Raw genomic sequence first — 23,397 nt, 5'->3', positions numbered from 1 at the left:
GGTCACTCCGGCTTGCCGCCGCCGAACATGATCTCGTCCCAGCTCGGCACCGAGGCGCGCTTGCGCCTCGAGGCCGACTTCTTGGCGGGCTTCTGCGACGCATCTTCGGCTTGCTCGTCGGCGGCCTCTGTGGCAGCGGCAGCGGGCTCGACGGGAGCCGGCTCGGCAACGGGCTCGATGGTCGGCTCGGGCTCGGCCGGGACCGGGGCCTGCTTCTCGGTCGGCGTCTCGTCACCGAGGAACGCCTCGAGCGGAGTGTCGACATCGACCGGAGCGGGCTTGGCCGTCGGAGCGGGCGGGGCCGCCGGGGGAGGAGTCGCCGGTGCGGCCGGTGCTGAAGGGGCCGAGCTCTGTGCGCGGCGCCGGCGGGCGGCGAGCATGTCGTCGGTGACCGGGTCCGGCTCGGGAACCGGTTCCTCGAGCTTCTCGCCGGTCAGCCAGCGGGCGTCGTCGTTCTCGAGCTCGACAAAATTGCCGGGGATGTCGTAGATCAGCTCGGCGATCCCGGAGCGCTCGGGAGTCTCGTACTCACCGGTGAGCTTCCAGCGTCCGTCGGGGCGCCGGTAGGAGTCCCAGTTGACCGAACCCGGGTCTGCGTACATCGTCTGGAAGTGCGCTCCGACTGCCTCGCCCAGGGTGCGGGCGGTGCTGGAGGCCTCACCGGGCCGACGGCGTACGGAAGCCTGCTGGGCACGCTGGGCCATGTGCTCGCGCTCGGCGAGGACGGGGCCGGCGAAGGCCAGGATCTTCTCGACCGTGGTGCCGGCGACAGCGGCGACCTCCTCGGCACTCTCGCCCGCACGGATGCGGGTCTGGATGTCACGGGGCCGCAGGCTGCTGCTCGGGGTCTTGTTCACGGTTTGCTCCGATCGGCGGGTCGACACAGCCTCGAGTGCTGCACGGAGACGGTCGTCGATGTCGGCGGTGTACTCACGGTCCTCGTCATCGACGAGAAGCATTCGTAGACCATCGTCACTGACCGAGATGAGCCGCAGAAGGACGGGACCAGCCTCATCCGGCGCCTGCTCTTCGAGCTGGCCCGGAGTCAGGGGCAATCCTTCGGCTGACATCCTCTTCTCAATTCTAGATACGGTTGTGACGACCCTACGCCACTGACCTGCATCGTATGGGGTGCCCGTGCGGCGTGGTCGTGGCATTTGGGTTTTTTGGGACCTGCGAGGCGACCATTTGGCAGTGGAACAGACGCTGACCCTTCTCGTGCTCGACCTGGTCGGGTGCTTCGTCTTCGCGCTCTCGGGCGGCCTGATGGCGGTCCGCAAGGAGCTCGACATCTTCGGCGTGATCGTCCTGGCCTGCGTCACCGGCCTCGGCGGCGGCTTCCTGCGTGACATGGCCATCGGCGCGACACCGGTCGCCGCGCTCTCCGACTGGCGCTACCTCGTGGTGCCGATGGTGGCCGGTCTGCTGACCTTCTACTTCCATCCGGCGCTGGGCCGGCTCGGGCCGCTGATCAACGTCTTCGACGCCCTCGGGCTGGGGCTCTTCGTCATCGCCGGGGCGGTCAAGGCGCTCGACTTCGGGCTCTCCCCGCTCGCCGCCGCGGTCATGGGCCTGGCCACCGGCGTCGGCGGCGGGGCGATACGCGACGTGCTCGCCGGTCAGGTGCCGGTCATCCTGCGCCGCAGCGTCTTCTACGCCATCCCTGCCTTCGCCGGCGCCGCGATCGTGGCGTTCGGCCTCTTCCTCGAGCTGCCGCAGTCGCTGGTGATGGCTACCGCATTCGTCGTCTGCGTCGGCTGGCGGCTGTTGGCGATGTGGCGCCACTGGGAGGCGCCGCTGCCCCGGGGATCCGCCTCGGTCTGAGGCCGGCTCGCCGGGGTCAGTGGTCGGAGCAGCAGGGGATCTGGTGGCGCACCTCGAACGGCACCAGGCCGCTGGCGGCGCGCTGGACCAGGAGCACGCAGCGGCCATCACGCCACACCGGCCGGGCGAACCCGGTGAGGTCGAGGGTGTCGTCGGGCCCGAGCGAGATCCCGGCCAGCCCCTCGACGGCGTCGACGATGCTGTCGGCCTCGACCGCCGCCACTGTGGTCACGGTCTCGATGCTGGTGCGTCCGGGGTAGCGGGCCAGGCGCCCGGCGCTGCGCGCGGCGGCCTCGTCGATCGCGGGGGAGTCGAGGGTGACGTACGCCTGGGGGAGTCCGTCCGCGAGCAGCGCGGTCAGCTCCTCGACCGCCGGGCCATCGGGCCAGCTCAGGACGGCGACGAAGCGGGCGGTCGGCTCGCGCACGACATGGGTGCTGATGACGTACGCGTCCGCGGCCTGCCCCGCGCCGAGCACCTCGTCCAGGCTGTGGACGAGGTGCTCGGCGGCGGCGAGGTCCCGGGCGTCGGCGTCGACGGCCAGGGGTCGGGTGGTCATCGAGTCGGGACGACCCAGACCGGGTTGGTGTAGAACCACAGGTCGACCCACGGGTCGGCGTCGCCGACGACGTCGATGGCCGGACCGGCCGGGTCGATGCTCGCGCCGAGGTAGCCGGGCTGGGACCGGTTGGCGTCGGTGCCGCGCAGACGCACGTAGAAGGCCTCCTCCAGCTCGCCGAGGTCATAGCGCAGCGTGTAGGTGCCGGTGCGCCCCGAGACGTCGGTCTGCTTGATGACCGTGGTGTCCGGAGCGGTCATCGTGTCGGCGTCACCGGAGGCGTGATCGACGTCCACCGTCCCACGGATCACGTCCACACGGTTGAGCTCTGGGACGAACTGCGACCAGTTCGGGACGTCCTGCGCGGTGATCGTGACCACCAGCTCGACGCGGCTGCCACGGGAGGCCTGCAGCGTGCCGCCGAGGGTCTCGGAGACCGTTCCGCGACGGCTGGTGGCGACTACCCGCACGTCAAGACTCTTGACGAGGCTGCCGTGGTCGACCCAGACCCGGCCGTCCCGCATGCCGCGCATCACCGCGCCGTAGTCACGAGAGCTGGCGCCGACGTGGGTCCGGCTGTAGAAGCCTGGCCAGAAGTCGGCCAGGTTGAGCTGGATCCCGCCGCCGTAGACCGGGTCGTCGTAACGACCGTTGGCGTTGAAGTCGCCGCCACCGCGGACGGCCGTGTCGCTCCAGTTGCGGTGCGAGTCGGAGTTCGCGGTGATCGACCACGGCTTCCCCTCGGCGAGCATGGAGTCCCACAGGCCACCGACGGTCGAGGTGTAGAAGTCGAACCCGCCCCAGGAGCGGTAGCTCTCCGGCGGGTAGCCCGGGAACGAGTTGGCGCCGGCGGAGTTGCCGTAGCCACCACGCGCGCTGCCCGGGCCGTAGCCGGACGGCAGCCCGCCGGCCTGGTGTCCGGGCGCGCCCTCCCACCCGATCGCGATCCGGGGGTCGGCATCGCGCCAGGCCCGCACCTCGTGAGGGCTGTCGATGCCGTTGCGGGCGGGGTGATTGGCGAGGAACAGTGCGTCGTCGATCCGGCGCTTGGTCTTCTGGGTGCCGAGCCACTGGATCGCAGCGACGGCGAGCGCCTCGTTCTCCGGGGTGTTGGCACGAGCATTCCTGACGCTTCCGTCGTAGCTGTTCTCGAACTGCTTGAGCACCGCGACCTCGTTGCGCCCCGGGGCGACGAAGACGGTGCCGTGCTCGGCGGCCGGGATGTTCCACTCCAGCCCCTGGAAGATCAGGGTCTCCGGAAGGATCTTGCGCGCGGCCACGATGTCGGGGTTGACCACGTCGACGCCGAGCTTCGCGTGGGTAGCGCCGCCGTGGTCGGTGATGACCAGCCAGTCCAGGCCGTACGCGGCGCCGTGCTGGGCCTGGTCGATGACCCGGTACATGCCGTCCGGGCTGTGCTGGGTGTGGATGTGGTGGTCGCCGGCGAGCCAGTGCCGGATCCTGGCCCGGTTGCCGCCCTTGGCGGTGGCGACGGTGGCGGCCTCGGCCATCGCCGGGGTCACGCCGGTCATCCCGGCCATCCCCGCGGTCACGGCACCGGCGACGCCGGCGGCGCGAAGCAGGTTGCGCCGCGAGACCTCGGCGGGACGCAGGTCGCCGTCGGACGCGTCCGAGGAGGCGGCGAGGGTGATCTCGTCGACCTCGTGGGAGTGCGTGTGGCCGTGGCCGTGGCCGTCGTCGTGGCCGTCGTGAGAGTGGCTGTGGCCGTGGGGGTGGGGGTGGTGATCGTTCGACACGTTGGATCCTCCGCATGAGATAAGGGCGTCTCCGCGTGCCCGAGCAGCGGCGCGGGTCGAGCCAACCGGCGCCGGATGGCCGGCGTACGTCCGCGGGTTGCCCTCGCGGTGAACATTGCCGAGGCGTCACTCCCGTCGGCCGAGGCGTCACTCCCGTCGACCGAGGCGTCACTCCCGTCGGCCGAGGCGTCACTCCCGTCGACCGAGAGGTCACTTACGCGGACCGAGACGGCGCCGCCCTTGTTGGTAAGGCTACCCTTACTCGCGTGAAGACCACCGGCCGCCGCGACGATGACGCCGAAACTCTCGCGGACCTCCTAGGAGGCGCCCGTGGAGCGATCGACGCCACCATTCCGCCGGTCGCCTTCGCGCTCGGCTGGTTGGTCAGCGGCGAGCTGTGGGTGGCGACCGTGGTCTCCCTGGTGGTCGCCGCGATCGTCGCGGTCTGGCAGTGGCACAAGGGCCGCAAGCCGCGCGCCGTCCTGCTGGGCGTGGCCGGGGTCGCCGTCGCGGCGATGATCGCGCTGCGTACGGGGCGGGCGGAGGACTTCTTCGTGGTCCAGCTCGCCGCCAACGCGGCCAGCGCCCTGGTGTGGTTGGTCAGCATCGCGTTCCGGCGACCGTTGCTGGGTGTGATCGTCGGTCTGGTGCTGCGCCAACGCGGCACCTGGCGCCGTGACCCGGCGCTGCTGCGCGGCTACTCGCGGGCGAGCTGGGTCTGGGTCGGCCAGTATGTCGTCCGGGTCTCGGTCTTCGCGCCGCTGTGGTGGTCGGGTGACGTGTTCGCCCTGGCCGTTGCCCGGGTCGCGCTCAGCTGGCCTCTGGTGGCGCTGTGCCTGCTGATGAGCTGGGTCGTCCTGCAGCGCTCGCTCCCGGCCGAGCACCCCGGGCTGCGCCACCCGCGGGTGGCCTCCGACGTGCTCAGCTGAGAGTGCTGCGGACGAGGTCGTAGAGGCGTCGGGTGGCACGCTGACGGTCGCCGTCCCGGATGATCAGCGCGAGCCCGGCCCGCACCTCCGCATCGACGATCGTGGTCGCGACCAGCTCGGTGCCTCGCGCCATGGACCCGGCCAGCACGCAGACGCCCAGGCCGCGCGCGGTGAGCCCGAGCAAAGTCTCCGGGTTGGACCCGGAGAGGTCGACCTTGGGGTCCACGCCCGCCCGCGCGCACGACTGCTCGAAGGCCGTACGTATCCCGGTGCCCGGCGGGATGCAGAGCACCGTCTCCTCGTGGAGGTCGGCGAGCCGTGGCTCAGCGCCGGCCAGACGATGGCCGGGGAGCGTGATCACGGCGAGTCCTTCGTTGCTGACGGAATCCGTGGCCAGGCCCTCGATGACCGGACCGGCATGGGAGATCAGGCTCAGATCGAGCTCGCCGGCCAGCGTACGTTGCTGGAGGCGGTCGGAGGTGTCCTCGACGAGCTCGACGCTGACCCCGGGATGCTCGCGGTGGAAGGTGGCGACGGCGTCGAGGAAACCGGGGATCGTGCACCCGGCGATCATCCCGAGGCGTACCTGGCCGTGGATCAGGTCGCTCAGCTCGTCGGCACTCTGCCGCACGCCCTCGATCGCGCGGATCGCGTCGCGGGCGCGGGGGAGGAGCGTCTCGCCGGCACGGGTGAGTCGTACGTTGCGGGGACCCCGGACGAGCAGGTCGTGGCCGAGCTCGCGCTCGAGCTTGGCCAGCTGGGCGCTGATGCCCGACTGGCTGACATGGAGCCGCTGAGCAGCGGCCGTGAAGGAACCATGGTCGACGACGGCGACGAAGTAGCGGAGCTGTCCGATTTCCATCACTACTGATGCTAGCAATCAGCAGAACCATCTGTTTGAGTGTTCGCTTCCTTCGGGTCAGGCTGGATGGTGAAAGCCGAACCCACTGAGGAGATCCGATGACCGCATCCGCTGCCGAGCTCGCCGAGGCGTACTTCACCGCCTGGCAGGAGCGCGACTTCGCCCGCCTGCGCACGCTGTTGGCCGACGACGTGAGCTTCGCCGGCCCGCTCGCCACCATCGAGGGAGCCGACGAGTGCGTCGCAGGCATGGAGGGCATGGCCACGGTGCTCGACAGGATCGACGTGAAGGAGCGGCTCGCCGACGGCCCGAGCGTGATCACCTGGTTCGACCTGCACACCACTGTCGCCGAGCCCGCCCCCACCGCCAACTGGATGCGCGTCGAGGACGGGCTGATCACCGAGATCCGGGTCGCCTTCGACCCGCGCGGGATTCTCGCCGCTCGCGGCTAGGCGACCTGTTCGTCGCGCCGCTGAGTCCGGGCGGTCTCGCGGATGACCTCGGCCACCAGGTCGGGGTCATCGTTCATCGGTACGTGGCCGCAGCCGGTCAGCCACCGATGGGTCGCGTGCGGGAGCCGCCGCGCGGCCACCTTCGCCTGGTAGGGGAGGAGGGTGAGGTCGCGCGAAGCCCACGCGACGGTGGTGGGGACGAAGGTCTGCGTCGGCCCTGGGTAGCTGTAGCGGTAGACACCGCTGAAGAACGTCCTGATCCCCTCGCGCGAGCTGACCATGTTGGCCGTGTCGGCGGCCGCGACAGCCGGGTCGATCTGCCCCGGGCGAGCGAAGAAGCAGCCCATCGTGACTGCGCGCGCCGCCCGCGACTGCAGCAGCGTCCCCGCCACCGGCGCCAGCGGCCGCGCGACCGCCTGGATCCCGGCGAACAGACCCCGGACGTAGAGGTAGTCGACGTGGTTCATCCAGAACCCGGCAGGGGAGAGCGCCGTCACCGACCGCGCGTGCCCGGCGTCGGCCATCTCCAGCGCGAGCAGCCCGCCGAGGCTGTTGCCGGCGACGTGCGGCCGCTCGATCCGGAGCTCTTCTCGGAGCTGGTTCAGCTCGTGGGCCACCGCCTCCCGGACCGTACGCCCCGCCAGATCGAACGCCGGCGACTCACCGTGCCCCGGCAGATCGACCGTGATCACCTCGAACTCGTCGGCCAGCCGCTCCACCACCCCCGCCCACGCCTGCCTGCGGTGTGCGATGCCATGGATCAGGAGCAGGGGCTCCCCGCTGCCGGTCCGTTCGTACGCGAGCATCCTCGCTCCTTCGGTTGCCTCTGGGTGTCATGCCGATGGCCGGGAGCCTACGTCTCGGCGGGGTCGAATGTGGGTCCGGCGGACGGATGCGCTAATGTTTCACCCGCAACGCGTGATTGGCGCAGTGGTAGCGCACCTCGTTCACACCGAGGGGGTCACTGGTTCGAACCCAGTATCACGCACACTGTTGAGAAGGCCCTTTGAACTGCAACAATGCAGTTCAAAGCGCCCTCGAAATTTCATCCGCCCGTACCAACCTCAAACGTACGGATCAACGTGTGCGCTCGACGATCAGGTTGGCCAGCTCGCGAGGTGCCGTGATCATGGGCCAGTGGCCCGCATCGAGTGGGACGACGTCCATCGACTCCAGTGCGATCGGGGGCACCTTGACGGTGTCTCGTCGGAGATCCACGAAGGTCGGTGGGGTCACGAACGCATCCCAGCTGAAGGAAGGCTCCGCCTTGTCTTCGTAGGTGGCGATGGGATGGGGGCTCGTCACCGCCTCGAACTGGGCGAGCAGGTCTCCCTTCAGCCCGTGATCACCCCACCCGTCTAGTTGCGTCCTGGTGAGCACGGGGATCGCCACTCCGCCGAGCTCGAGTGACAACTTCCTCAGGTACGCGGCGCCCCGGCCGAAGTCGTCGAAGATGGACCGCCCTGCGACAGGCAGGTTCGCGCCCAGAAGGATCGTGGAGACCTTCTCGCGTGACTCCTGCGACAGCCGCGCCACGGCCAGAGCTGCGGGAACACCGGCATAATAGTGTGCGACGAGCAGGGTGGGTCCCTCGGTGGCCGCCAAAGCCTCGACCACGTCTCGTATGTGTGCGTCGAGGGTGGCTTCTTCGCTGTGGCGGTCTCCGAGGCCGGTCAGCTCAACGGCCGACGCATGGATCCCTTGTGCGGTGAGCAGGTCTTGCACGGGCTCCCATACCTTCGCGGCGAGGAAGGACCCGGGAACCAGGACAACCTCAGCCACGATGGCCTTCGAAGAAGGCAACGGCACCCCGGGTGCGCACTGAGTACCTCTCGAAACGATCGGCCAGGATCGATTCGAGCCCGTGCACGTCGTCATGGCGGTTGTGGAACGATCCCGCGTCGTTGTACTTCTCCATCATCCACGATCCTGCTCTCCCGAGACCGTGGTTCTTTCCGAGCACGGTGCACCCGAACAACACCCCGCCCGGGCTCAGGTTCGGGATCAGGTTGTCGAACACCACTGCCTTGTCCGTCATGGTGCCGGGGAGGCAGTGCAACACGTTCTGGATGGCGATGGACTCGAACAACTCGTCGGTCTGAAGCGGCATGAGCGCGTCCTGCACCATGGTGCGGGGCCGGTACCGGATGATCCGCTTCTCGGTGGTGTGCAGGACGAGCTCGTTCAGGTCGGCGACGACGATGTCGGGGCACTCGACCGGGTAGGTCGCCTTGTCGAGAAAGAAGCCAGTCCCGGGTCCGATGTCGAGGTGCTTGCCTCGTACGTTGTCGTTGAAGAACTGCAGCATCGTCCCTCGTGAGCAGCGCCACGCGATGGGGCACACCATCCCGAGCGCGATCGGATCGTATATCCGGAGCACCGGCTTGGTGTACATGCTGGCGTCGCCGCTGAGTGAGTGGTCATTGTCCAGCTGTTCGGTCATCTGATCTCTCCCATGTGGGTGCTTCATCGGTCTGCATTGACGCCGTGCTCGCCAAGACGCGCGTGGAACTCGGCCGGTGTGGTGACCCCGGCCACGGCGGAGGCGTACAGGTCACACAGCTGTGGGCTCGGAGCGATCGCCTCGAGCATTGCCTTACGAGCCGGATCCAGCTGCAACCGAGCGATGGCCAAGGTGGAGTAGTAGCGAGCCAGGGACTCTTCATCGCGCTTGCGTTCGAAGTCTCTGGTGGCCTGATCGACTCGGTCAGGGTCGTCGATCGGGACCTGGGCCAGTTCGCCGGCGAGCATGGCTGACTGCACCAGGGCGTCGGTGATTCCTTGAGCGGTCAGGGAATCCTTGTGGTGTCCGGCATCTCCGATCAGAGCCCAGCCCGGGCCTGATGCGGCGCGGTAGTAGTTGCGCTGGTCACCCATCCCGATGAGTCGCTCCGCCTGGCTCGCGTCCATGACTTTCGCGTACAGGCGCGCGTCCACCTCGGCAAGGGTTTGGCGGAAGGCGGTCTGGGGGCTGGCTTTCGCGGTGGTGAACTCGCCTTGGGGCAGATAAGCGGCGACCAGGTGAGCACCGGCGGTGGGGATCACTCCGACCCAACGCCGCCCGCCTTGGAACTGGGAGAACGGGTCGTCCAACCCTTCGAAGAACCCGTAATAGCAGATGGATGCCTTGGGCCGTTCCAGGTAGGTACGGGCTTGCACCTTCTCAGCCACCGTCGAACGCAGCCCGTCTGCCCCCACCACCAGATGAGCGCCCAGTAGATGATCGCCTTCGGAGGTGCGGAAGCAGACCCCCGTGATTCTGTCCTCGTCAGCGAGCAGGCCGGTGGCGCGGGCTTCATGGAGCACGGTCGCGCCGGCGTTCTCTGCTTGCGAGCACAACAACTCATCCAGGTCCGAGCGACGGGGCGCATAGGCGACGTTGCCGTCACCGAACAACGGGCCCCGGCCCTGCAGTTCCACGCCCTCGGCATGGAACCTGAGCGTGTCCATTGCCGGTGCTCCGGCCAGCGTGACGCCCATCGGCACGCCGAGGTTTCGAAGTTGCTGTACTCCCGGCTGGTGGATGTACAAGGTCGAGAGCTTGTCACTTCCACGCTTGGCGCGGTCGATGACGACCACCGACAGGCCAGCGCGGGCCAGATGTATGGCGAGGCTGGCGCCGGCACAGCGCGCACCCACGATCACCACGTCGACTTGTTCTGAGGGTCTGCTTCCGGCCACCCATGAAGCCTGATCCGGGCAGGTTAGGCACCGGTAAGCCGTCCCTTCACTGCCTTGCCCATTCCTAACTCGACCGTGTGACCGTCGGTGCGTCGTCGAGGAGGAGCAATGGCAGAGAGCCTACGAAATCGGTTGGAAGAGCGTGCCCGGCGAGCTCGAGCGCAGGCACAGCACTCTGATACACACATTCGACCGCCCGCCCCTGGGACGCGCGCTCCGGCCACTGTTGCCCAGCAAGGACTGTGGGTGGCCAACGAGCTCAGCGGGAACGTTGCGTTCACCGTCCCTGTGCTCCACGACGTGGAGGGCCCCTTGGACGTCGGGGTGCTCGACCGGGCGTTGGCTGCGCTGGTGGAACGTCATGTCGCATTCCGCACCACCTTCACCGACGCTGATGGTGACCTGACTCAGGTCCTGCGGCCGGCGCCGGCCTCTGTGCTCACCGTCAGGTCGTTGGCAGAGTCCAAGCCTGAACTGCGTGAGGTGCAGGCCGAGAGCATCATCGCTGCCGAGATCGCGACCACCTTCGACCTCACCGAGGACATTCCGTTCCGGGCAACGTTGATCTCGCTCGGTCCCATGCGGCACAAGCTGCTGTTGACGATCCATCACATCGCCTGTGACCAGTGGTCGATGGGCATCTTCGCCAGTGAGCTGGCCACGGCGTACGCCGCTCTTCTTCGGGGCGATGAACCGCGCCTTCGGCCCATCGAGGCCGACTACCTGCAGCTGGGCGATGTCGAGGCAGTCGGAGGTGATGGCGACGGGGTCGCGCACTTCGTCTCGCGCGCCCAGGGGAAAGCAGCGTTGCGTTTTGTGCCGGACAAGCAGCGACCGGCGCACAGCTCGTTCGGTGGCGATGAGCGAGCTCTCTGGTTGGGCGGTGAACGGACCCGGGCGATCCAGGATTGCGCACGCAGTTTGAGCGCTTCTCCATTCATCGTCACCTTGGCAGCGTTCCTGGCGCTGGCTCGGGTGCACGGCGGCGAGGACGAGTTCGTGTTCGGGACCAGTGCTGCGGGCCGCGACTCTGAGGACCTGGCCGGGCTCATCGGATTCTTCGTCAACACCCTGGTGCTGCACGCCGAGGCGCCAGCCGAGATGAGTTTCGCGGCGCTGGTGGAGCAGGTGAAGGGCACCGTCAGCCAGGCCCAGGAGCGGGCGAACACGCCGTTCGGTGAGGTCGTGACGCGCTTGGGCGTCAGCGGTGACGGAACCGGTAAGGCACTGACAGCGGTGCTTTTCCAGCAGGACAACACTCCCGGGAGCGCATTCGCGTTCGAGGGCTGCAGGACCACGCTGGACGACAACGTGAACTCCCATGCGGCGAAGTACGAGTTGTTGGTCAGCGTGCGGAACCAGGCCCACGACACCCGGGTGCACGTCCAGTACGACACCGACCTGTTCACCCCTAGTCGGGTCGAGGCGCTGTTGTCCGCAATCGACCACTGCCTGCAGGCCGCCTGCGAGGATCCATCGCGGCCCATCGGTGAGCTACCCACGATCAGCCCTGCGGAAGCACAGACGCTGGCCGCGATCAACGCAACCGAGAAGGACTTTACGGGCGCCGAGACCCTGCACGGCCTGGTGCTGGCACAGGCGGAGCTACGGCCCGACGCCGAAGCGCTTCTGCTGCCTGGCGGTACTGCTGTCACCTACAAGGAGCTCGCCACGGATGCGACCGCGGTCGCTGCTCGGCTGGTCAAGGAAGGGGCCGGGGTCACGAGGACAGTCCTGGTTGCTCTTCCTCCCGGCCGAGAGTATCTCGTGGCCTGCTTGGCCACCTCGATGACAGGGGCAGCATTCGTGCCCGTGGCGCACGACATGGCCACCGAGCGCCTCGACCAGATCCGGGCGGCTGCCCAGCCCGTCGCAGAGTTCACCAGCACCGAGGTGGTCGAGTCGTGGGTCTACCAGGGGGCAGGAGCGGGCTTCGAACCTCGCGATGTCGAACCCGACGCCCACGCCTACATCATCTTCACCTCCGGCTCGACCGGAGTGCCCAAAGGAGTGCAGATCCGCCATCGCGGCATCGTGAACAACCTCAACGATCTTGCTGGTCGCCTCGACCTCACCAGCGCGGACCGATGCCTGGCGATCTCCTCCACCGGCTTCGACATGTCGGTCTTCGAGGGCTTCGGCATCCTGAGCGTTGGTGGAGCCTCGGTCATCTTGGATCCCGAGTTCCGGCGTGACCCGTCCCACTGGCTCGAGCGGGCAGTCGACGAAAGGGCCACGGTCTGGAACTCGGCCCCAGCCCTGCTGGGGGCCTTCCTCGACGAGCTCGAACAAGACGCCAGCCAGGAACCCCCTCCGCTGCGCGCCGCGGTTCTGGGGGGCGACTGGGCTCCCTTGTCGATGCCGGCTCGGTGGTGGGCGTTCTTCGGTGACGCCACGTTCGATGTCCTCGGCGGTGCCACGGAAGCCTCCATCCATTCGACCTACACCCGCGTCGCCGAGGTGGACCCCACGTGGAACGCGGTTCCTTACGGGCGCCCCATGGCCAACCAGAAGAGCATCGTGGTCGACGAACAGGGCCGGCTGTGCCCCATCGGGGTCCCCGGACGGCTCCTGTTGGGTGGTGTGGGGCTGGCCTCCGGGTACTTGGGCGCAGAGGAACTGACTCGGGAGAAGTTCCAGGCGCGCGAGGACGGAGAGGTCTGGTACGACACCGGCGACATCGCTCGGTGGAACCACGAGCTGACGCTGGAGCTGCTCGGGCGACGCGACTTCCTGATCAAGCTGGCTGGGCTCCGGATCGAACCCGGCGACGTCGAAGCCGCCATCGTCAAGTCCGGACAGGTCACCTCTGCGGTCGTGTTTCCCGTGGCCGACCCGGATGAGCGGCTGGTGGCCGTTCTCGAGTCCGAGCAACATCCGGACATGCAGGCAGTCAGGCAGAGGTTGGTTGCCGAGCTGCCCTCGTACATGATCCCGTCGGAGTTTCGGCGGGTCACCTCCATGCCTCTCAACACCAGCGGGAAGCTGGACCGCAAGCAGGTACGGGTTCTGTTCGACACGGCAGAGAAGCTCACCGGCTCGGCGAAGCAGGTGCCCCTGGAAACCGAGCGTGAGGCCCACGTTGCGCAGGTGTGGACCGCGGTGTTGTCCACGCCGGTCGAGAGCGCCGTGGACGACTTCTTCGCCCTGGGCGGTGACTCCTTCAAGGCTGTGAAGGCGGCCCGTCTGATCGACCCGAACCTGCCCACCGTGGCCCTGTTTCGCTACCCCACGGTGCGAGAGCTCGCGAACTACCTCGACACCGACGGCTCCACCAGCCATCTGAAGCGGTTGGTACGTCTGTCCGGCACCGACACAACGGCGAAGGTTCGCCTGGTGTGCGTGCCGTACGGCGGTGGGAACGCGATCGCCTATCAGCCGTTGGCCGACCAGCTCGGCGATGCCGTGGAGGTCTTGTCGGTGAACCTGCCGGGGCACGACCTGGCCGACGGGTCTCCCATGCAGCCCATCTCCCAGGTGGCCGACCAAGTGGCGGCGGAGCTCAGGCAGCTGCCGGAGATGCCCACGGCCGTGTACGCACAGTGTGCCGGCTGCGCAACCGCAGATCGCCTCGCCCGGGCGATGCGGCGCGATGGGATTCGACTGGACGCGGTGTTCGTGGGAGCGGCGCTGCCCGATCGCGATCCGAAGGCGTCGATGGCGCTGGTCAGGGACGGTGACGATGCGCTTCTGCTGGGCCACATGCGTGGCCTGGGCGGATTCGACGGGGTCCTGGACGACTCGGACATCACCCGCATCTTGAAGGTTGTGCGTCACGACCTGCAGGAGATGGTCCGGATGTATCTCACCGACCTCGAGCACCCTCCCGTGCCGTTGGATGTGCCGGTCCACTGCGTGGTGGGCGGGGCAGACCCCGCGACCGAGGGCTTCCAGGACAGGTACAGCGACTGGGGACGGCTGGGCAGCCCGGTGAGCCTGTCCGTGCTGCCTACAGGTGATCACTACTTCTGCACCACAGATCCGGCCGGGTTGGCGACTCACATCCGCACGAGATTAGGGCTGACGTCGTCAACGACTTCAGCCACCTAGGAGAGACCAGCATGGACTTTCTGCAGCGGTGGGAAAGCAAGTCACTCGATGACCGCCGTAGTGCGTTCGGGATCGAACCGCAAACCGCGCTGGATGATCCTGGCTCCGTGGTGCCCGTGACCCCGACCCAGGAGGCGATCCTCGCCAGCGAGGCAGAGGCGGCGCCGCTGAGCCCCTACACCCTCACGACGGCGTTCGACGTGAACGGTGTGGTCGACGTGGACCTGCTGGCGCGAGTTGTCGAGGAGACGTTGAAGGCCCACCCGGTGCTCAACACCGCATACCGGTCCACCGTTGCGGGCAGCGAGTCATACCTGGTGCCGGCGGCCGAGGTCGAGGTCGTCCGCGACGTCGACCTCGACATCTGGACACGGCGCATCGCATCGGAGCCGATCGACCCCCACGCCGGACCGTGCACCAAGGCGTGGGTGTTGCAGGCGCCCAACGCGGGTTCACGAGCACCCGAGGGTGGCGTGTCGATCTCGCTGGTGGTCAAGACCCACCACGTGGTGGCCGACGGTCAGTCGATCGCCATCGTGGCTGAGCAGATCTGTGCCCGGTACGACGGGCGAGCCGTCGAAACGTCCGACCACTTCCGGGGACTGGTTCACGCCGGAACGGTCTCCACCGACGAGGAACCCAGCGACCAGGCCCTGACCTGGTGGCGAGAGCACCTGGGATCGGCCACTCCTGCCCACTTCCCACCGGATCAGCCCTCGAGGAACGACGCGTCCCGGTTTCGTGGTGGCCATCGCTCGTTCCGCGTAGACGATGCGGCGTGGGCGGCGTCCATCGCAGCTGCGGGCCGGGAGTCAGCTGGACCATCAGCGTTGTTGATGTTGGCGGTGGCGGCCGTCTGCGGCCGCTACAGCGGTGAGTGGGACACAGTCGTGGGCCTGTCGGTGTCCGGGCGCAGGTCTGCTCGGTTGTCCTCGACGGTGGGCCCTTTCGCCGACAGCCTTCCGATTCGGGTCGAGCTCGACCCGACGGAATCGGCTTCGGCCGCGTTGGCACGAGTCGCAGCCGGCCCGGCCAGCGGGAACGTCGAGCACGAGGTTCCGTTCTCATCATTGGTACGTGCCCTGAGCCCACGCCGTGAGGGGGGCCTGAACCCTCTCTACAACGTGCTGGTGACCACTGACGCCGCGGACCCGCAGCCCTTGTCCTTGGCAGGTGGGGCGAGCATGGCGCCGCGCCCGGTGATGAACGACACCGCCAGGGTTCCGTTCCAGGTGACGGCGGCGAACACCCCCAACGGGGGCGTCGACCTACGCATCGACTACGCAGAATCGATGTTCACCATCGAGTTCATCGAGCAGATCGGCGACGACCTCGTCCAAGCATTGAGCGACGTGGCGTGCGGTGGGTCCGTAGGTGATCTGGGGCGCCGGGGTGCGGGCGCGGACTTGGGGACGGTGGATGCAGAACCCGCCGTCGACGTCGACGAACTGTTCCTCAGATCGGTGGAGGAGAGGGGGGAGCAGATCGCTGTCGAACGAGGCCAGGTTCGCCTCACTTACGCCGAGGTCGCCGATCGGGTGGCGCGCCTGCGGACAGAACTGCTCGAGTGCGGTGCTGCGACGGCGTTGGTGACTGCTGAGCATGGGCCGGACCTCGTCGTGGCCCTGCTGGGATGCCTCTCGGCGCGGGTCGCCTACGTTCCGGTCAGCGACTCTCTGCCCGGCAGTCGCGTCGAGGCGATCAGGAGCAAGGCACGAACGGACGTGGAGATCGGCTCCGGTGCCGACGGGTTACGAGTCACACCTCACATGAACAGCGGGTCCGCGCCGAAGCTGTCCCCGGAGCGGGCGTACGCGATGTTCACCTCGGGGTCCACAGGAGAGCCGAAGGCGGTGTGGGTGGGACGTGAAGCGTTGGCTGAGCATGTCCGCGCGGCGTCGAAGGCGGAGTTCGTACGAGCTGGCGAACGCATGCTGGCTCTGACCAGCCCTACCTTCGACATCTCCATCGATGAGCTCCTGCTCCCGCTGGTCTGTGGGGCGAGCATCGTCTTCCCTGAAGGTGGGCACGGACTTGGCGGAGTCTCGGACGCGGTCACCGAGATCGGTCGCGGTAATGTCGACGTCGTCCATGGGACGCCAAGCATGATGGCGGCACTCTTCGCTGAGGGGTGGAGCCCGGAGTCGAAGATCGCCCGGATCATTGTCGGCGGCGAGCGACTGAGTCTCTCCATGGCCCAAGAGCTGTTGCTCCGCAGCAGCGACGCCCGCAACGTGTACGGGCCCACGGAAGCAACGATCTGGGCGACTCAGTTCCGGTTGCGTGATGACCTCGTAGTCGACCCGCCCATCGGGACCCCTCTGCCGGGATATGTTGTACGCCTCGTCAGTTCCTCGCGTACCGAACCTGTGGCGCCCCGAGAGGTCGGGCGCTTAATGATCGGTGGCCCGGCGTTGGCACACGGGTACGGGGAACAACCCGCGCTCACCGCCGAGAAGTTCGTCCTCGCGGAGGGCGTGCGCTGGTATGACACCGGCGACCAGGCGAAGGTCGTCAACGGCCAGATCGTGTTCCTGGGACGCTCGGACGAACAGGTCAAGGTGCGGGGCCACCGAGTGGAGCTGGGGGAGTACGAGACGATCGCGTCCGCGGTAGCCGGGGCCGGACCGGCAGCTGCTGCATGCGACGGAGAGCGTGTCTATCTCCTGGTCAAGGGGGCCCCGGACCCGAGTGCGCTCCACGCGGCCTTCTTGAAGATGCCACGCGCGATCCGGCCTGATGTGGTGGCCGTGACCGCTGACGCCGTGCCCCTGACCCCGAACGGCAAGGTCGACAGACTCGCTGTCATCGCTGCTGCCAAAGCGAGCACTGCCTCATCAAACGCTGCCTCATCAAACGCTGCCTCATCAAGCGCTGCCTCATCAGGGGACCTGGAGGCCGGCACCGAGGTCTCCACAGGTGTGACCGCTGCGGACGAGAGCCCCGTGGATGACGATCTGGCCGAGCTCGAGCGGTGGGTGCTGGAACTGTGGGACATGCTCTTGCAGCGCTCGGTGTCGCGCACGGCGAACCTGTTCGACGAGGGCGGCCACTCCTTGATCCTGGCCAGGACCGTCGCCGCGGCTCGATCGGACCTCGGAGTGTCGTTGCGGATGAGTGAGATGTACGACGACCCGACCGCGGCGGGAATCGCCCTGCGCCTCAAGGCGGCGGCATTGGCGGAGCTATCGCCGGGAAGCGATTAGCGGGCCCGAAATGACGAAGGCACGCGCGGCATGGATCCGCGCGTGCCTTTCGTTCAGGGCGGGGGTTCTACCGCGGGCAAGGCTCCTTGATCCCCACTCCCGCGACCGCACGCTTGAACGCTACGAGGTCCGGGTCCGGAGGGGTGTCAGGCCGCCAGGCCGGGGTGGAGACGAGGCCCGGCTCGAGGAGGCGGTAGCCGTCGAAGAAGCGCAGCACGTCCCGCTCGAGCCTGGGGAACATCGGCTGGATGTGCTCGCGATACATGCTGAGCACCTCTTCGGCTCCCGCCGGCCAGTCCTCCGAGGTCAGTGCGTGTGACAGCACGAGGTGGCTGCCGTCTACACAGCTGTCTCGGAACGCTGAAACGGCCGCCCAGGGGTCGGTGTCGGTGGGTACGAACGGGAGGACGCCGGTCAAGACGATGGCGATCGGTTCGTGGAAGTTCAGTACCCCGGCCGCCCTGGCAGCCTCGAGGGTGCCACGGGGATCGGACACGTTGCCGCGGATGAAGCCCACCGACGGGAGCCCCGAGATGACGAGGTCCCACGCATGTTCCACCTCGGGTTCGACATCGACGTACAGCACCCGGGCGTCGGGCTGGTGCTCGGCGATGACCTCGTGCAGGTTTGGCGTGTCGAAGGTGGGGAAGGAGCAGCCCAGGTCCAGAAACTGGCGCACCCCGTGCTGACTGGCCAGTGTCCGGCAGGCTCTGAGCATGAAGTCGCGGTTCTCCCGGGCCACGAACGGGGTTCCGGGATTGATCTCCAGGAGTCGCCCGTAGGCCGAATGGTCAGCCTCGGAGAGATTGCCACCTCCGATCAGTGTGTCGTAGATCCGGCAAGCGTTCGCCCGGTCGAGATCCATGTCTTCGCGCATGTGAGATTCCCTTCGAGTCGTCTCGTCCCGCCAGTGTGTGACGCCACGACGCGAGCCACGGTTAATGCGGATGAGGCCTTGCTTCTCGGGGCGTAACCGCATGTTGCGACGGTGGTCTCTCCAGCGAATTGGAGGGACGAATGACCGAGCAGCCGACTGTCGTAAAGCTTGAGAGCACCGACTTTGCCTCGCCCCAGACCATCTACGCCAAGACGGGGATCACCGAGGGTTGCGTGCGCGTGATCCTCCCGGACGGGATGCCCAGCTGGCTCGCCGTCGGGCATCGGGCGGTCGATGCCGTGCTCTCGCACCGCGACCTGGTCCGCAGCGCCGAAGCTGCCGATCCGACGATCAGGCGGTTTCTGTCCTTGGCGGGTGACTTCCCGCTCGCGCAGCACATTCTGTTCGCCGACGACGAGGCTCACCGGCGTATGAAGAGCGTGTTGAACGACGCCTTCACACGTAAGAACGTGGAGCCCCTCCGGCCGTGGATGACCACCTTCGTCGACGGACTCATCGACAAGTTCATCGAAGCAGGAAGAACCGACTATGTGACCTCGGTCGCGCTGCCGTTGCCGATCGCGGTGATCAGTCGGATTCTGGGTGTGGAGGAGACCGATCAGGCGGACTTCGAGGCCAACGCCTCGGTCATCACCGGGGTGGGAAACGACGGGGACCAAAGCGGCATCTTCACCGCCGGTACGTGGTTCTACGACTTCTCCGGGGAGCTGCTGGCCAGGCGCCGCGTCGAGCCCCGCGCGGACGTGATGACGACTATGGCTCGCGCCGTTGACGAGGGCCGCCTCAGCGAGGTCGAGGCCCGCTCGAACACGTTCCTTTTCCTGTCCGCCGGCTACGAGACGACGGTCAACCTGTTGGCCAATGGCTTGTTGGCGCTGTTGAGCCACCCCGAGCAGCTCAGCCGGGCCTTGGCCAACCGCGACGCCGAGTCGACCTCATTGCTCGTGGAGGAACTATTGCGGTTCGACTCCCCGGTCTCTGCGATCACCTACCGCTTCGCCCGTTCAGAAGTCAGCATCGGTGAAGCGACGATCGCACCGGGCGAGCACGTGGCGATTGCCTTGCCCACGGCCAACCACGATGAGGCGGTGATCCAGTGCCCCGCGCGGCTGGACGTAGCCAGGAAACCGAACCCGCACCTGAGCTTCGGCAAGTCGACGCACTTCTGCCTGGGCGCGCCGTTGGCGAGGTTGGAAGGCGAGGTCGCATTTCGGCGCACTCTGGACCGGCTCGAGGACTTGCGGCTCGATGCTCGAGCCGAGGACCTGGTCTGGCTGAACTCCATCACTGTGCATCGACTCACCTCGTTGCCCATCCGGTTCGCCCCTGCGGTCCGCGTGGGCTGAGGCCGAGCGGCGCCCCCGTCTCAGCGGCACACGAACGTTGGGGTGGGGGGCCGTGGGCCCAGCGAGGCGACCGTGACCACGTGGGGCTGCCCTGTCTGCGGCCGCACCACGTGTGAGCTCAGCCGCACCGCACCGACCTGCACGTCGTCCAGGTGAGGTTCTCCGGCGCTGACTATCCCGAAGTCGTCGACGCTGCACATTCCCAACTTCACGAAGCACTCCTTGCGCGTCCACAGCCGAAGCCGGCCCAAGGCGTCCGCATCGCGTTCCCGGCGGGTCAAGCAGGAGTCCGGAACACCGGCTCCGGCCGCCACGGGCTCCAGATCCACAGCGACTCGAACACTGTCGGCCGCCGCGGCGACCAGGCTCCGGCGCCGCGTCGCCGACAACCACAGGTCGCCACTTCGCGGCTGGCCGTGCGCCGTCGAGCCGCATTGAGCGCATTCCCGAGTGATCCGGACATGTGGAGCCGGCACGTCGAGCAGGCGACTGGCCGCTTCACCTGTCAGCCACCTCGAGGTCAAGAACGACTTGGCATCCTCGGGGTCGGCGAACTTCGAAGCCAGTTCTCGATCGCGCTGCGTTGCCACGGCGGTCGAGTGGTGCGTTGCAGGAAGGGCGAGCAGGCACAACCCGGGTCGGACTACTTCCAAGTTGCGGCAGCCTTCAACAGCCGGTCGATGGAGCCACGGGTCCTCGTCGTGGCCACTCCACCTGTTGCCCGTTCCAGCTCGAAGGTGGGGCTCCCTGCGGAGTTGCGGGGTTTGCGGATCAGGCTCAAGGCGATCCCGTCTCCGATGTGGAGCACGTCGACGTCGTCTTTGGAGTTGGTCCACGGCATCGACCAACTCGGCTTCTTCCCGCCCTGGAAGAACGTCACGGTCTCGCGGTAGGTGCGGGGCGACTCGTGCTTCTCGAACACCCCCAGGGCCAGGAGATCTTCGAGATCCGCGAGCGGCCTGACGATGGCTGCGTCGGCATACCCCGCTGCGGCCACCAACTCACCGGCGGCCGCGGCCACAACGCCCTCGGGATCCTCGGCCTTGAACAACACCGTCCCGTTGGTCTGGAACGACTTCACCTGCGCGGCACCGCCCGCCTTGAGGGCACCCTCCAGCTGCTCTCGGTTCGGCGACCCGGCATGACCGAGATTGAGGTTTCGGTAGAACACGACGTGCATCATTACCTCCTGGGACGACACTCTTACGGCGTGGTCAACGGCCAGAACGGACGCTGACGGAGGGGTTAACCGAGACCTTACCGAGCCTCCACATGCTGCGACCATGGCCAAGCAACGTGAGCGGATCAAGTTCATCGGGATCAACGGGTCCGAGCGTGCTGAGGGCAACGGGGCTCGCGCCTACGGGTTCCTCGAGAAGGTCCTCTCCGCAGAAGGCGTGGACCTCGAAGTCGTCAATGTCTGGGACATGGACCTGCGCCCGTGCGGAGCCTGCGGTGACTGCAATTTCCGCAGTTCGCCGTGTGAGGTCGATGACGCACTTCCCGACCTGATCCCGAAGCTCGCTGCCTGCGATGGGGTGATCTTCTCGGCACCGGTGCACGGGTTCGGGCCCAGCCCGACGTTGCCGACCTTCATCGAGCGCATCGGCACCGGACACCTGCGCTTCGACAGAGTGCTGACCAACAAGGTTGGTGGGGCGTTCGTCACTGGCCGGCGCTACTCCCACGTCGAGACCTACAACTATCTGCTCCAGCACCTCCTGCTCAACCGGATGATCCTGCCTGGCGCGGGATTCCCGCCGGTGCTCTTCGGCGATGCCGCGGGTGAGGTGCTCGAGGACACCGAAGGGATGGAGATGCTGCGGCGCATGGCCGTACGCATGGCCCGTCTTGCCCGCCTGCTTCGGCATTACGCCGAACTGGGCGGGCACGATCTCTTGGCCGAAGAGAGCTTCAGCGAACGCGATCGCTGACCAACAAGGAGGAGAAGATCGATGCTCGATGAATGGAACATGGGGACGATCCCGCACCCTCCGGGCAGAGACCCGGAGCTGCTCGACGCTCCCAACTCGGATTTCGTCAAGCCCATGCAGAAGCTGTTCAGCTGGTCTCAGGAGCTGGGGCCCATCTTCGAGACCCAGGCGCCAGGATTCGGCATGGTCGTCGCATCGGGTTCAGATGTGTGCAAGGACCTGTTCGACGACGGCCGGTTCGAAAAGTTCGCGGGCTTCGGGATGGAGGCATTCAGGCCGATCACCGGAGATGGGCTCTTCACCGCCCGCAACGACGAAGAGAACTGGGGTCTTGCGCACCGGGTTCTGCTGCCGGCGTTCTCGAAGGAGGCTCTGGCCCGCTACCACGAGCCGATGCGGGAGTCGGTGGAGAAGTTCATCGCCTACTGGCACGAGCAGCGCCAACCTGTCGACGTGGGCAGCGAGTCCACGAAGCTCTCGCTCGACATCATCGGGCGTGCCGGTTTCGGCTACGACTTCGGGACGATGGGGCCCGAGGCCGGCCGTCACCCCTATGTCGATGCCATGGTCGAGGCGCTGATGTTCAGTGTGTTGCCCCCAGACCTGCAGGAGCAGCGGCGGGCGGACTTCGAGGGTTGGGTGCGGCTGCTCAACAAGACGGTCGACGCCGTCATCGAAGAACGCAAGGACAACCCCCACCACGAGCAGCGCGACCTGCTGGACGCGATGTTGAGGAACGTGGACCCGGAGACGGGGCGGACACTCCCCGAGGAGAACGTGCGCTACCAGATCACCACCTTCATGGTGGCCGGGTACGGCACCACTGCCTCGCTGATCTCGTTCGCGTTGATGTACCTCTACTCCCACCCAGACGTCCTCGAGGAGGTGAGGCAGGAGGCCGCAGAGGTGCTAGAAGGGCAGCACCCCACATTCGCCGAAGTGCCCAAGCTGCGCGCCCTGCGGCGCGTGATAGACGAGACGCTGCGCCTGTGGCCGCCCACACCGGCGTTCTTGCGGGTCGCGAAGGAGGACACCACGGTCGGCGGCGTCCATCAGGTGGCCGAGGGCGGATGGGCCGCGGTGCTGACCCGAGCTCTGCACCACGATGAGGCCTGGGGGCCGGACCGACACGAGTTCCGACCATCCCGGTTCCTGCCCGACGAGGTGAAGGCGCGCCCGGCGCACATCTACAAGCCGTTCGGCACGGGCCCTCGAATGTGCATCGGGCGCCAGTTCGCCATCCATTCGGCAACGCTGGCGCTCTCAGCGCTGACCACCGAGTTCGACCTGCAGCTCTCCGAGGAACCCTTGTCGGTCGCGGAGGGGGGCTTCTTCATCCCCGACAATCTGACCGCGACCTTGACCCGAAGGTCCTAACCGGACAGCGGGGCAAGCCATGGCTGCCCGGATTCCTTGGTGAGGATCTGGGCAGCCATGGACTCGCCACCTTGGTTGACTCGAAGGATGTCTTCGAGCATGAGCTCGATGGTGACCTCGCGGAGCACTTCGGCCACGCGCAGCTCAGCCAGACCGTAGACGGCCGTCAGCGTCTGGCTGATGCCGCCGCCGACCGGGCAGCTGAAGTCCGGAGGCGAGGCGTGAAGGTCGAAGGGTCCTGACAGGCCCAACGCGCTGTGCACGTCCAAGAGCGTGATCTCCGAGGCGGGGCGTGCCAACGCCCAGCCAGATCCGGGACCGCGCCCGGTACGCAGGATGCCGGCGTCTCGCACGCCGCCGAGAACCTTGCGGACTGAGACCGGGTTGCTTCCAAGGCTCTTGGCGAGCTTGTCGGACGTGAGGAACTCCTTGCCCTCGCGGCGCCAGTACTCGAGCCAACACAGTGCATGTGAGGCGAGCGTCAACCGTGCATTCGACATGCGGGACCTCCCTGCCATCAGG

Annotated in this window: 19 protein-coding genes and 1 tRNA gene; 9 read left to right on the top strand and 11 right to left on the bottom strand. The window is 67.3% G+C overall.

The genetic code is table 11. The features are described from left to right. Positions 1–2: 2 nt before the first annotated feature. Positions 3–1,070: a septation protein SepH gene (gene sepH, locus ABZZ22_RS05255; protein ID WP_354927523.1), complete on the bottom strand. Its 1,068-nt coding sequence runs from the start codon at positions 1,068–1,070 to the stop codon at positions 3–5. Positions 1,071–1,194: 124 nt separating this feature from the next. Between sepH and ABZZ22_RS05250 the strand changes: the two genes are divergently transcribed. Then, complete coding sequence (locus ABZZ22_RS05250; protein ID WP_354927521.1) at positions 1,195–1,824, top strand: trimeric intracellular cation channel family protein; 630 nt, start codon at positions 1,195–1,197, stop codon at positions 1,822–1,824. A 16-nt stretch (positions 1,825–1,840) separates the two neighbouring features. Here the strand turns inward: ABZZ22_RS05250 and ABZZ22_RS05245 are convergent, their stop codons facing one another. Together ABZZ22_RS05245 and ABZZ22_RS05240 are read right to left on the bottom strand one after the other, a co-directional pair. After that, the gene (locus ABZZ22_RS05245) at positions 1,841–2,383 is read right to left on the bottom strand and encodes a hypothetical protein (RefSeq protein WP_354927519.1); all 543 of its coding nucleotides are present in this window, start codon (positions 2,381–2,383) and stop codon (positions 1,841–1,843) included. Beyond that, positions 2,380–4,140, bottom strand: a complete 1,761-nt coding sequence (locus tag ABZZ22_RS05240) for a histidinol-phosphatase (protein WP_354927517.1) — start codon at positions 4,138–4,140, stop codon at positions 2,380–2,382. The genes ABZZ22_RS05245 and ABZZ22_RS05240 overlap by 4 nt, the downstream gene beginning before the upstream one ends. Before the next feature lie 266 nt (positions 4,141–4,406). Between ABZZ22_RS05240 and ABZZ22_RS05235 the strand changes: the two genes are divergently transcribed. Continuing rightward, positions 4,407–5,069 (top strand): DUF3159 domain-containing protein, encoded by a 663-nt coding sequence (locus ABZZ22_RS05235; protein ID WP_354927515.1) that lies wholly within the window; start codon positions 4,407–4,409, stop codon positions 5,067–5,069. Here the strand turns inward: ABZZ22_RS05235 and ABZZ22_RS05230 are convergent. After that, positions 5,062–5,931: a LysR family transcriptional regulator gene (locus tag ABZZ22_RS05230; protein ID WP_354927513.1), complete on the bottom strand. Its 870-nt coding sequence runs from the start codon at positions 5,929–5,931 to the stop codon at positions 5,062–5,064. The genes ABZZ22_RS05235 and ABZZ22_RS05230 overlap by 8 nt on opposite strands. A 98-nt stretch (positions 5,932–6,029) precedes the next feature. Between ABZZ22_RS05230 and ABZZ22_RS05225 the strand changes: the two genes are divergently transcribed. Further along, the gene (locus ABZZ22_RS05225) at positions 6,030–6,383 is read left to right on the top strand and encodes a nuclear transport factor 2 family protein (RefSeq protein ID WP_354927511.1); all 354 of its coding nucleotides are present in this window, start codon (positions 6,030–6,032) and stop codon (positions 6,381–6,383) included. On the opposite strand, the gene ABZZ22_RS05220 is transcribed toward ABZZ22_RS05225, so the two are convergent. Continuing rightward, positions 6,380–7,189, bottom strand: a complete 810-nt coding sequence (locus tag ABZZ22_RS05220; protein ID WP_354927509.1) for an alpha/beta hydrolase — start codon at positions 7,187–7,189, stop codon at positions 6,380–6,382. The genes ABZZ22_RS05225 and ABZZ22_RS05220 overlap by 4 nt on opposite strands. Before the next feature lie 110 nt (positions 7,190–7,299). On the opposite strand from ABZZ22_RS05220, the gene ABZZ22_RS05215 reads away from it, so the two are divergent. After that, a tRNA-Val gene (locus ABZZ22_RS05215) sits at positions 7,300–7,371 on the top strand. 89 nt (positions 7,372–7,460) lie between these two features. On the opposite strand, the gene ABZZ22_RS05210 is transcribed toward ABZZ22_RS05215, so the two are convergent. From ABZZ22_RS05210 to ABZZ22_RS05200, 3 genes are read right to left on the bottom strand one after another with little or no spacing between them, the layout of a single operon-like run. Continuing rightward, a complete protein-coding gene (locus tag ABZZ22_RS05210; protein WP_354927507.1) occupies positions 7,461–8,165 on the bottom strand; it encodes an alpha/beta fold hydrolase in 705 nt (234 codons plus the stop codon). Beyond that, a complete protein-coding gene (locus ABZZ22_RS05205) occupies positions 8,158–8,826 on the bottom strand; it encodes a class I SAM-dependent methyltransferase (protein ID WP_354927505.1) in 669 nt (222 codons plus the stop codon). Before ABZZ22_RS05205 ends, ABZZ22_RS05210 begins: the two co-directional genes overlap by 8 nt. 23 nt (positions 8,827–8,849) lie before the next feature. After that, complete coding sequence (locus ABZZ22_RS05200; protein WP_354927503.1) at positions 8,850–10,064, bottom strand: NAD(P)/FAD-dependent oxidoreductase; 1,215 nt, start codon at positions 10,062–10,064, stop codon at positions 8,850–8,852. A 108-nt stretch (positions 10,065–10,172) separates the two neighbouring features. On the opposite strand from ABZZ22_RS05200, the gene ABZZ22_RS05195 reads away from it, so the two are divergent. After that, the gene (locus ABZZ22_RS05195) at positions 10,173–14,114 is read left to right on the top strand and encodes an AMP-binding protein (protein ID WP_354927501.1); all 3,942 of its coding nucleotides are present in this window, start codon (positions 10,173–10,175) and stop codon (positions 14,112–14,114) included. Between the two features lie 107 nt (positions 14,115–14,221). Continuing rightward, positions 14,222–17,320: an AMP-binding protein gene (locus ABZZ22_RS05190; protein WP_354927499.1), complete on the top strand. Its 3,099-nt coding sequence runs from the start codon at positions 14,222–14,224 to the stop codon at positions 17,318–17,320. Positions 17,321–17,387: 67 nt separating this feature from the next. On the opposite strand, the gene ABZZ22_RS05185 is transcribed toward ABZZ22_RS05190, so the two are convergent. Further along, positions 17,388–18,197: an SAM-dependent methyltransferase gene (locus tag ABZZ22_RS05185; protein WP_354927497.1), complete on the bottom strand. Its 810-nt coding sequence runs from the start codon at positions 18,195–18,197 to the stop codon at positions 17,388–17,390. A 140-nt stretch (positions 18,198–18,337) separates the two neighbouring features. Here ABZZ22_RS05185 and ABZZ22_RS05180 point away from each other — a divergent pair, with 140 nt between their 5' ends. Then, the gene (locus ABZZ22_RS05180) at positions 18,338–19,564 is read left to right on the top strand and encodes a cytochrome P450 (RefSeq protein WP_354927495.1); all 1,227 of its coding nucleotides are present in this window, start codon (positions 18,338–18,340) and stop codon (positions 19,562–19,564) included. Between the two features lie 643 nt (positions 19,565–20,207). Here ABZZ22_RS05180 and ABZZ22_RS05175 read toward each other — a convergent pair. Then, the gene (locus ABZZ22_RS05175; protein ID WP_354927493.1) at positions 20,208–20,744 is read right to left on the bottom strand and encodes a DUF1697 domain-containing protein; all 537 of its coding nucleotides are present in this window, start codon (positions 20,742–20,744) and stop codon (positions 20,208–20,210) included. A gap of 103 nt (positions 20,745–20,847) precedes the next feature. On the opposite strand from ABZZ22_RS05175, the gene ABZZ22_RS05170 reads away from it, so the two are divergent. Further along, complete coding sequence (locus tag ABZZ22_RS05170; RefSeq protein WP_354927491.1) at positions 20,848–21,498, top strand: flavodoxin family protein; 651 nt, start codon at positions 20,848–20,850, stop codon at positions 21,496–21,498. Between the two features lie 21 nt (positions 21,499–21,519). Continuing rightward, positions 21,520–22,875, top strand: a complete 1,356-nt coding sequence (locus ABZZ22_RS05165) for a cytochrome P450 (protein ID WP_354927489.1) — start codon at positions 21,520–21,522, stop codon at positions 22,873–22,875. On the opposite strand, the gene ABZZ22_RS05160 is transcribed toward ABZZ22_RS05165, so the two are convergent. Continuing rightward, positions 22,872–23,375 (bottom strand): Rrf2 family transcriptional regulator, encoded by a 504-nt coding sequence (locus tag ABZZ22_RS05160; protein ID WP_292651635.1) that lies wholly within the window; start codon positions 23,373–23,375, stop codon positions 22,872–22,874. The two genes, ABZZ22_RS05165 and ABZZ22_RS05160, sit on opposite strands and share 4 nt — an antisense overlap. Positions 23,376–23,397: the final 22 nt, after the last annotated feature.

The sequence above is a fragment of the Nocardioides sp. NPDC006273 genome (assembly GCF_040613495.1).
Lineage (GTDB): Bacteria > Actinomycetota > Actinomycetes > Propionibacteriales > Nocardioidaceae > Nocardioides.
Note: the sequence above shows the minus strand (reverse complement) of the source record. Positions and strands in the feature narration are given on the sequence as shown.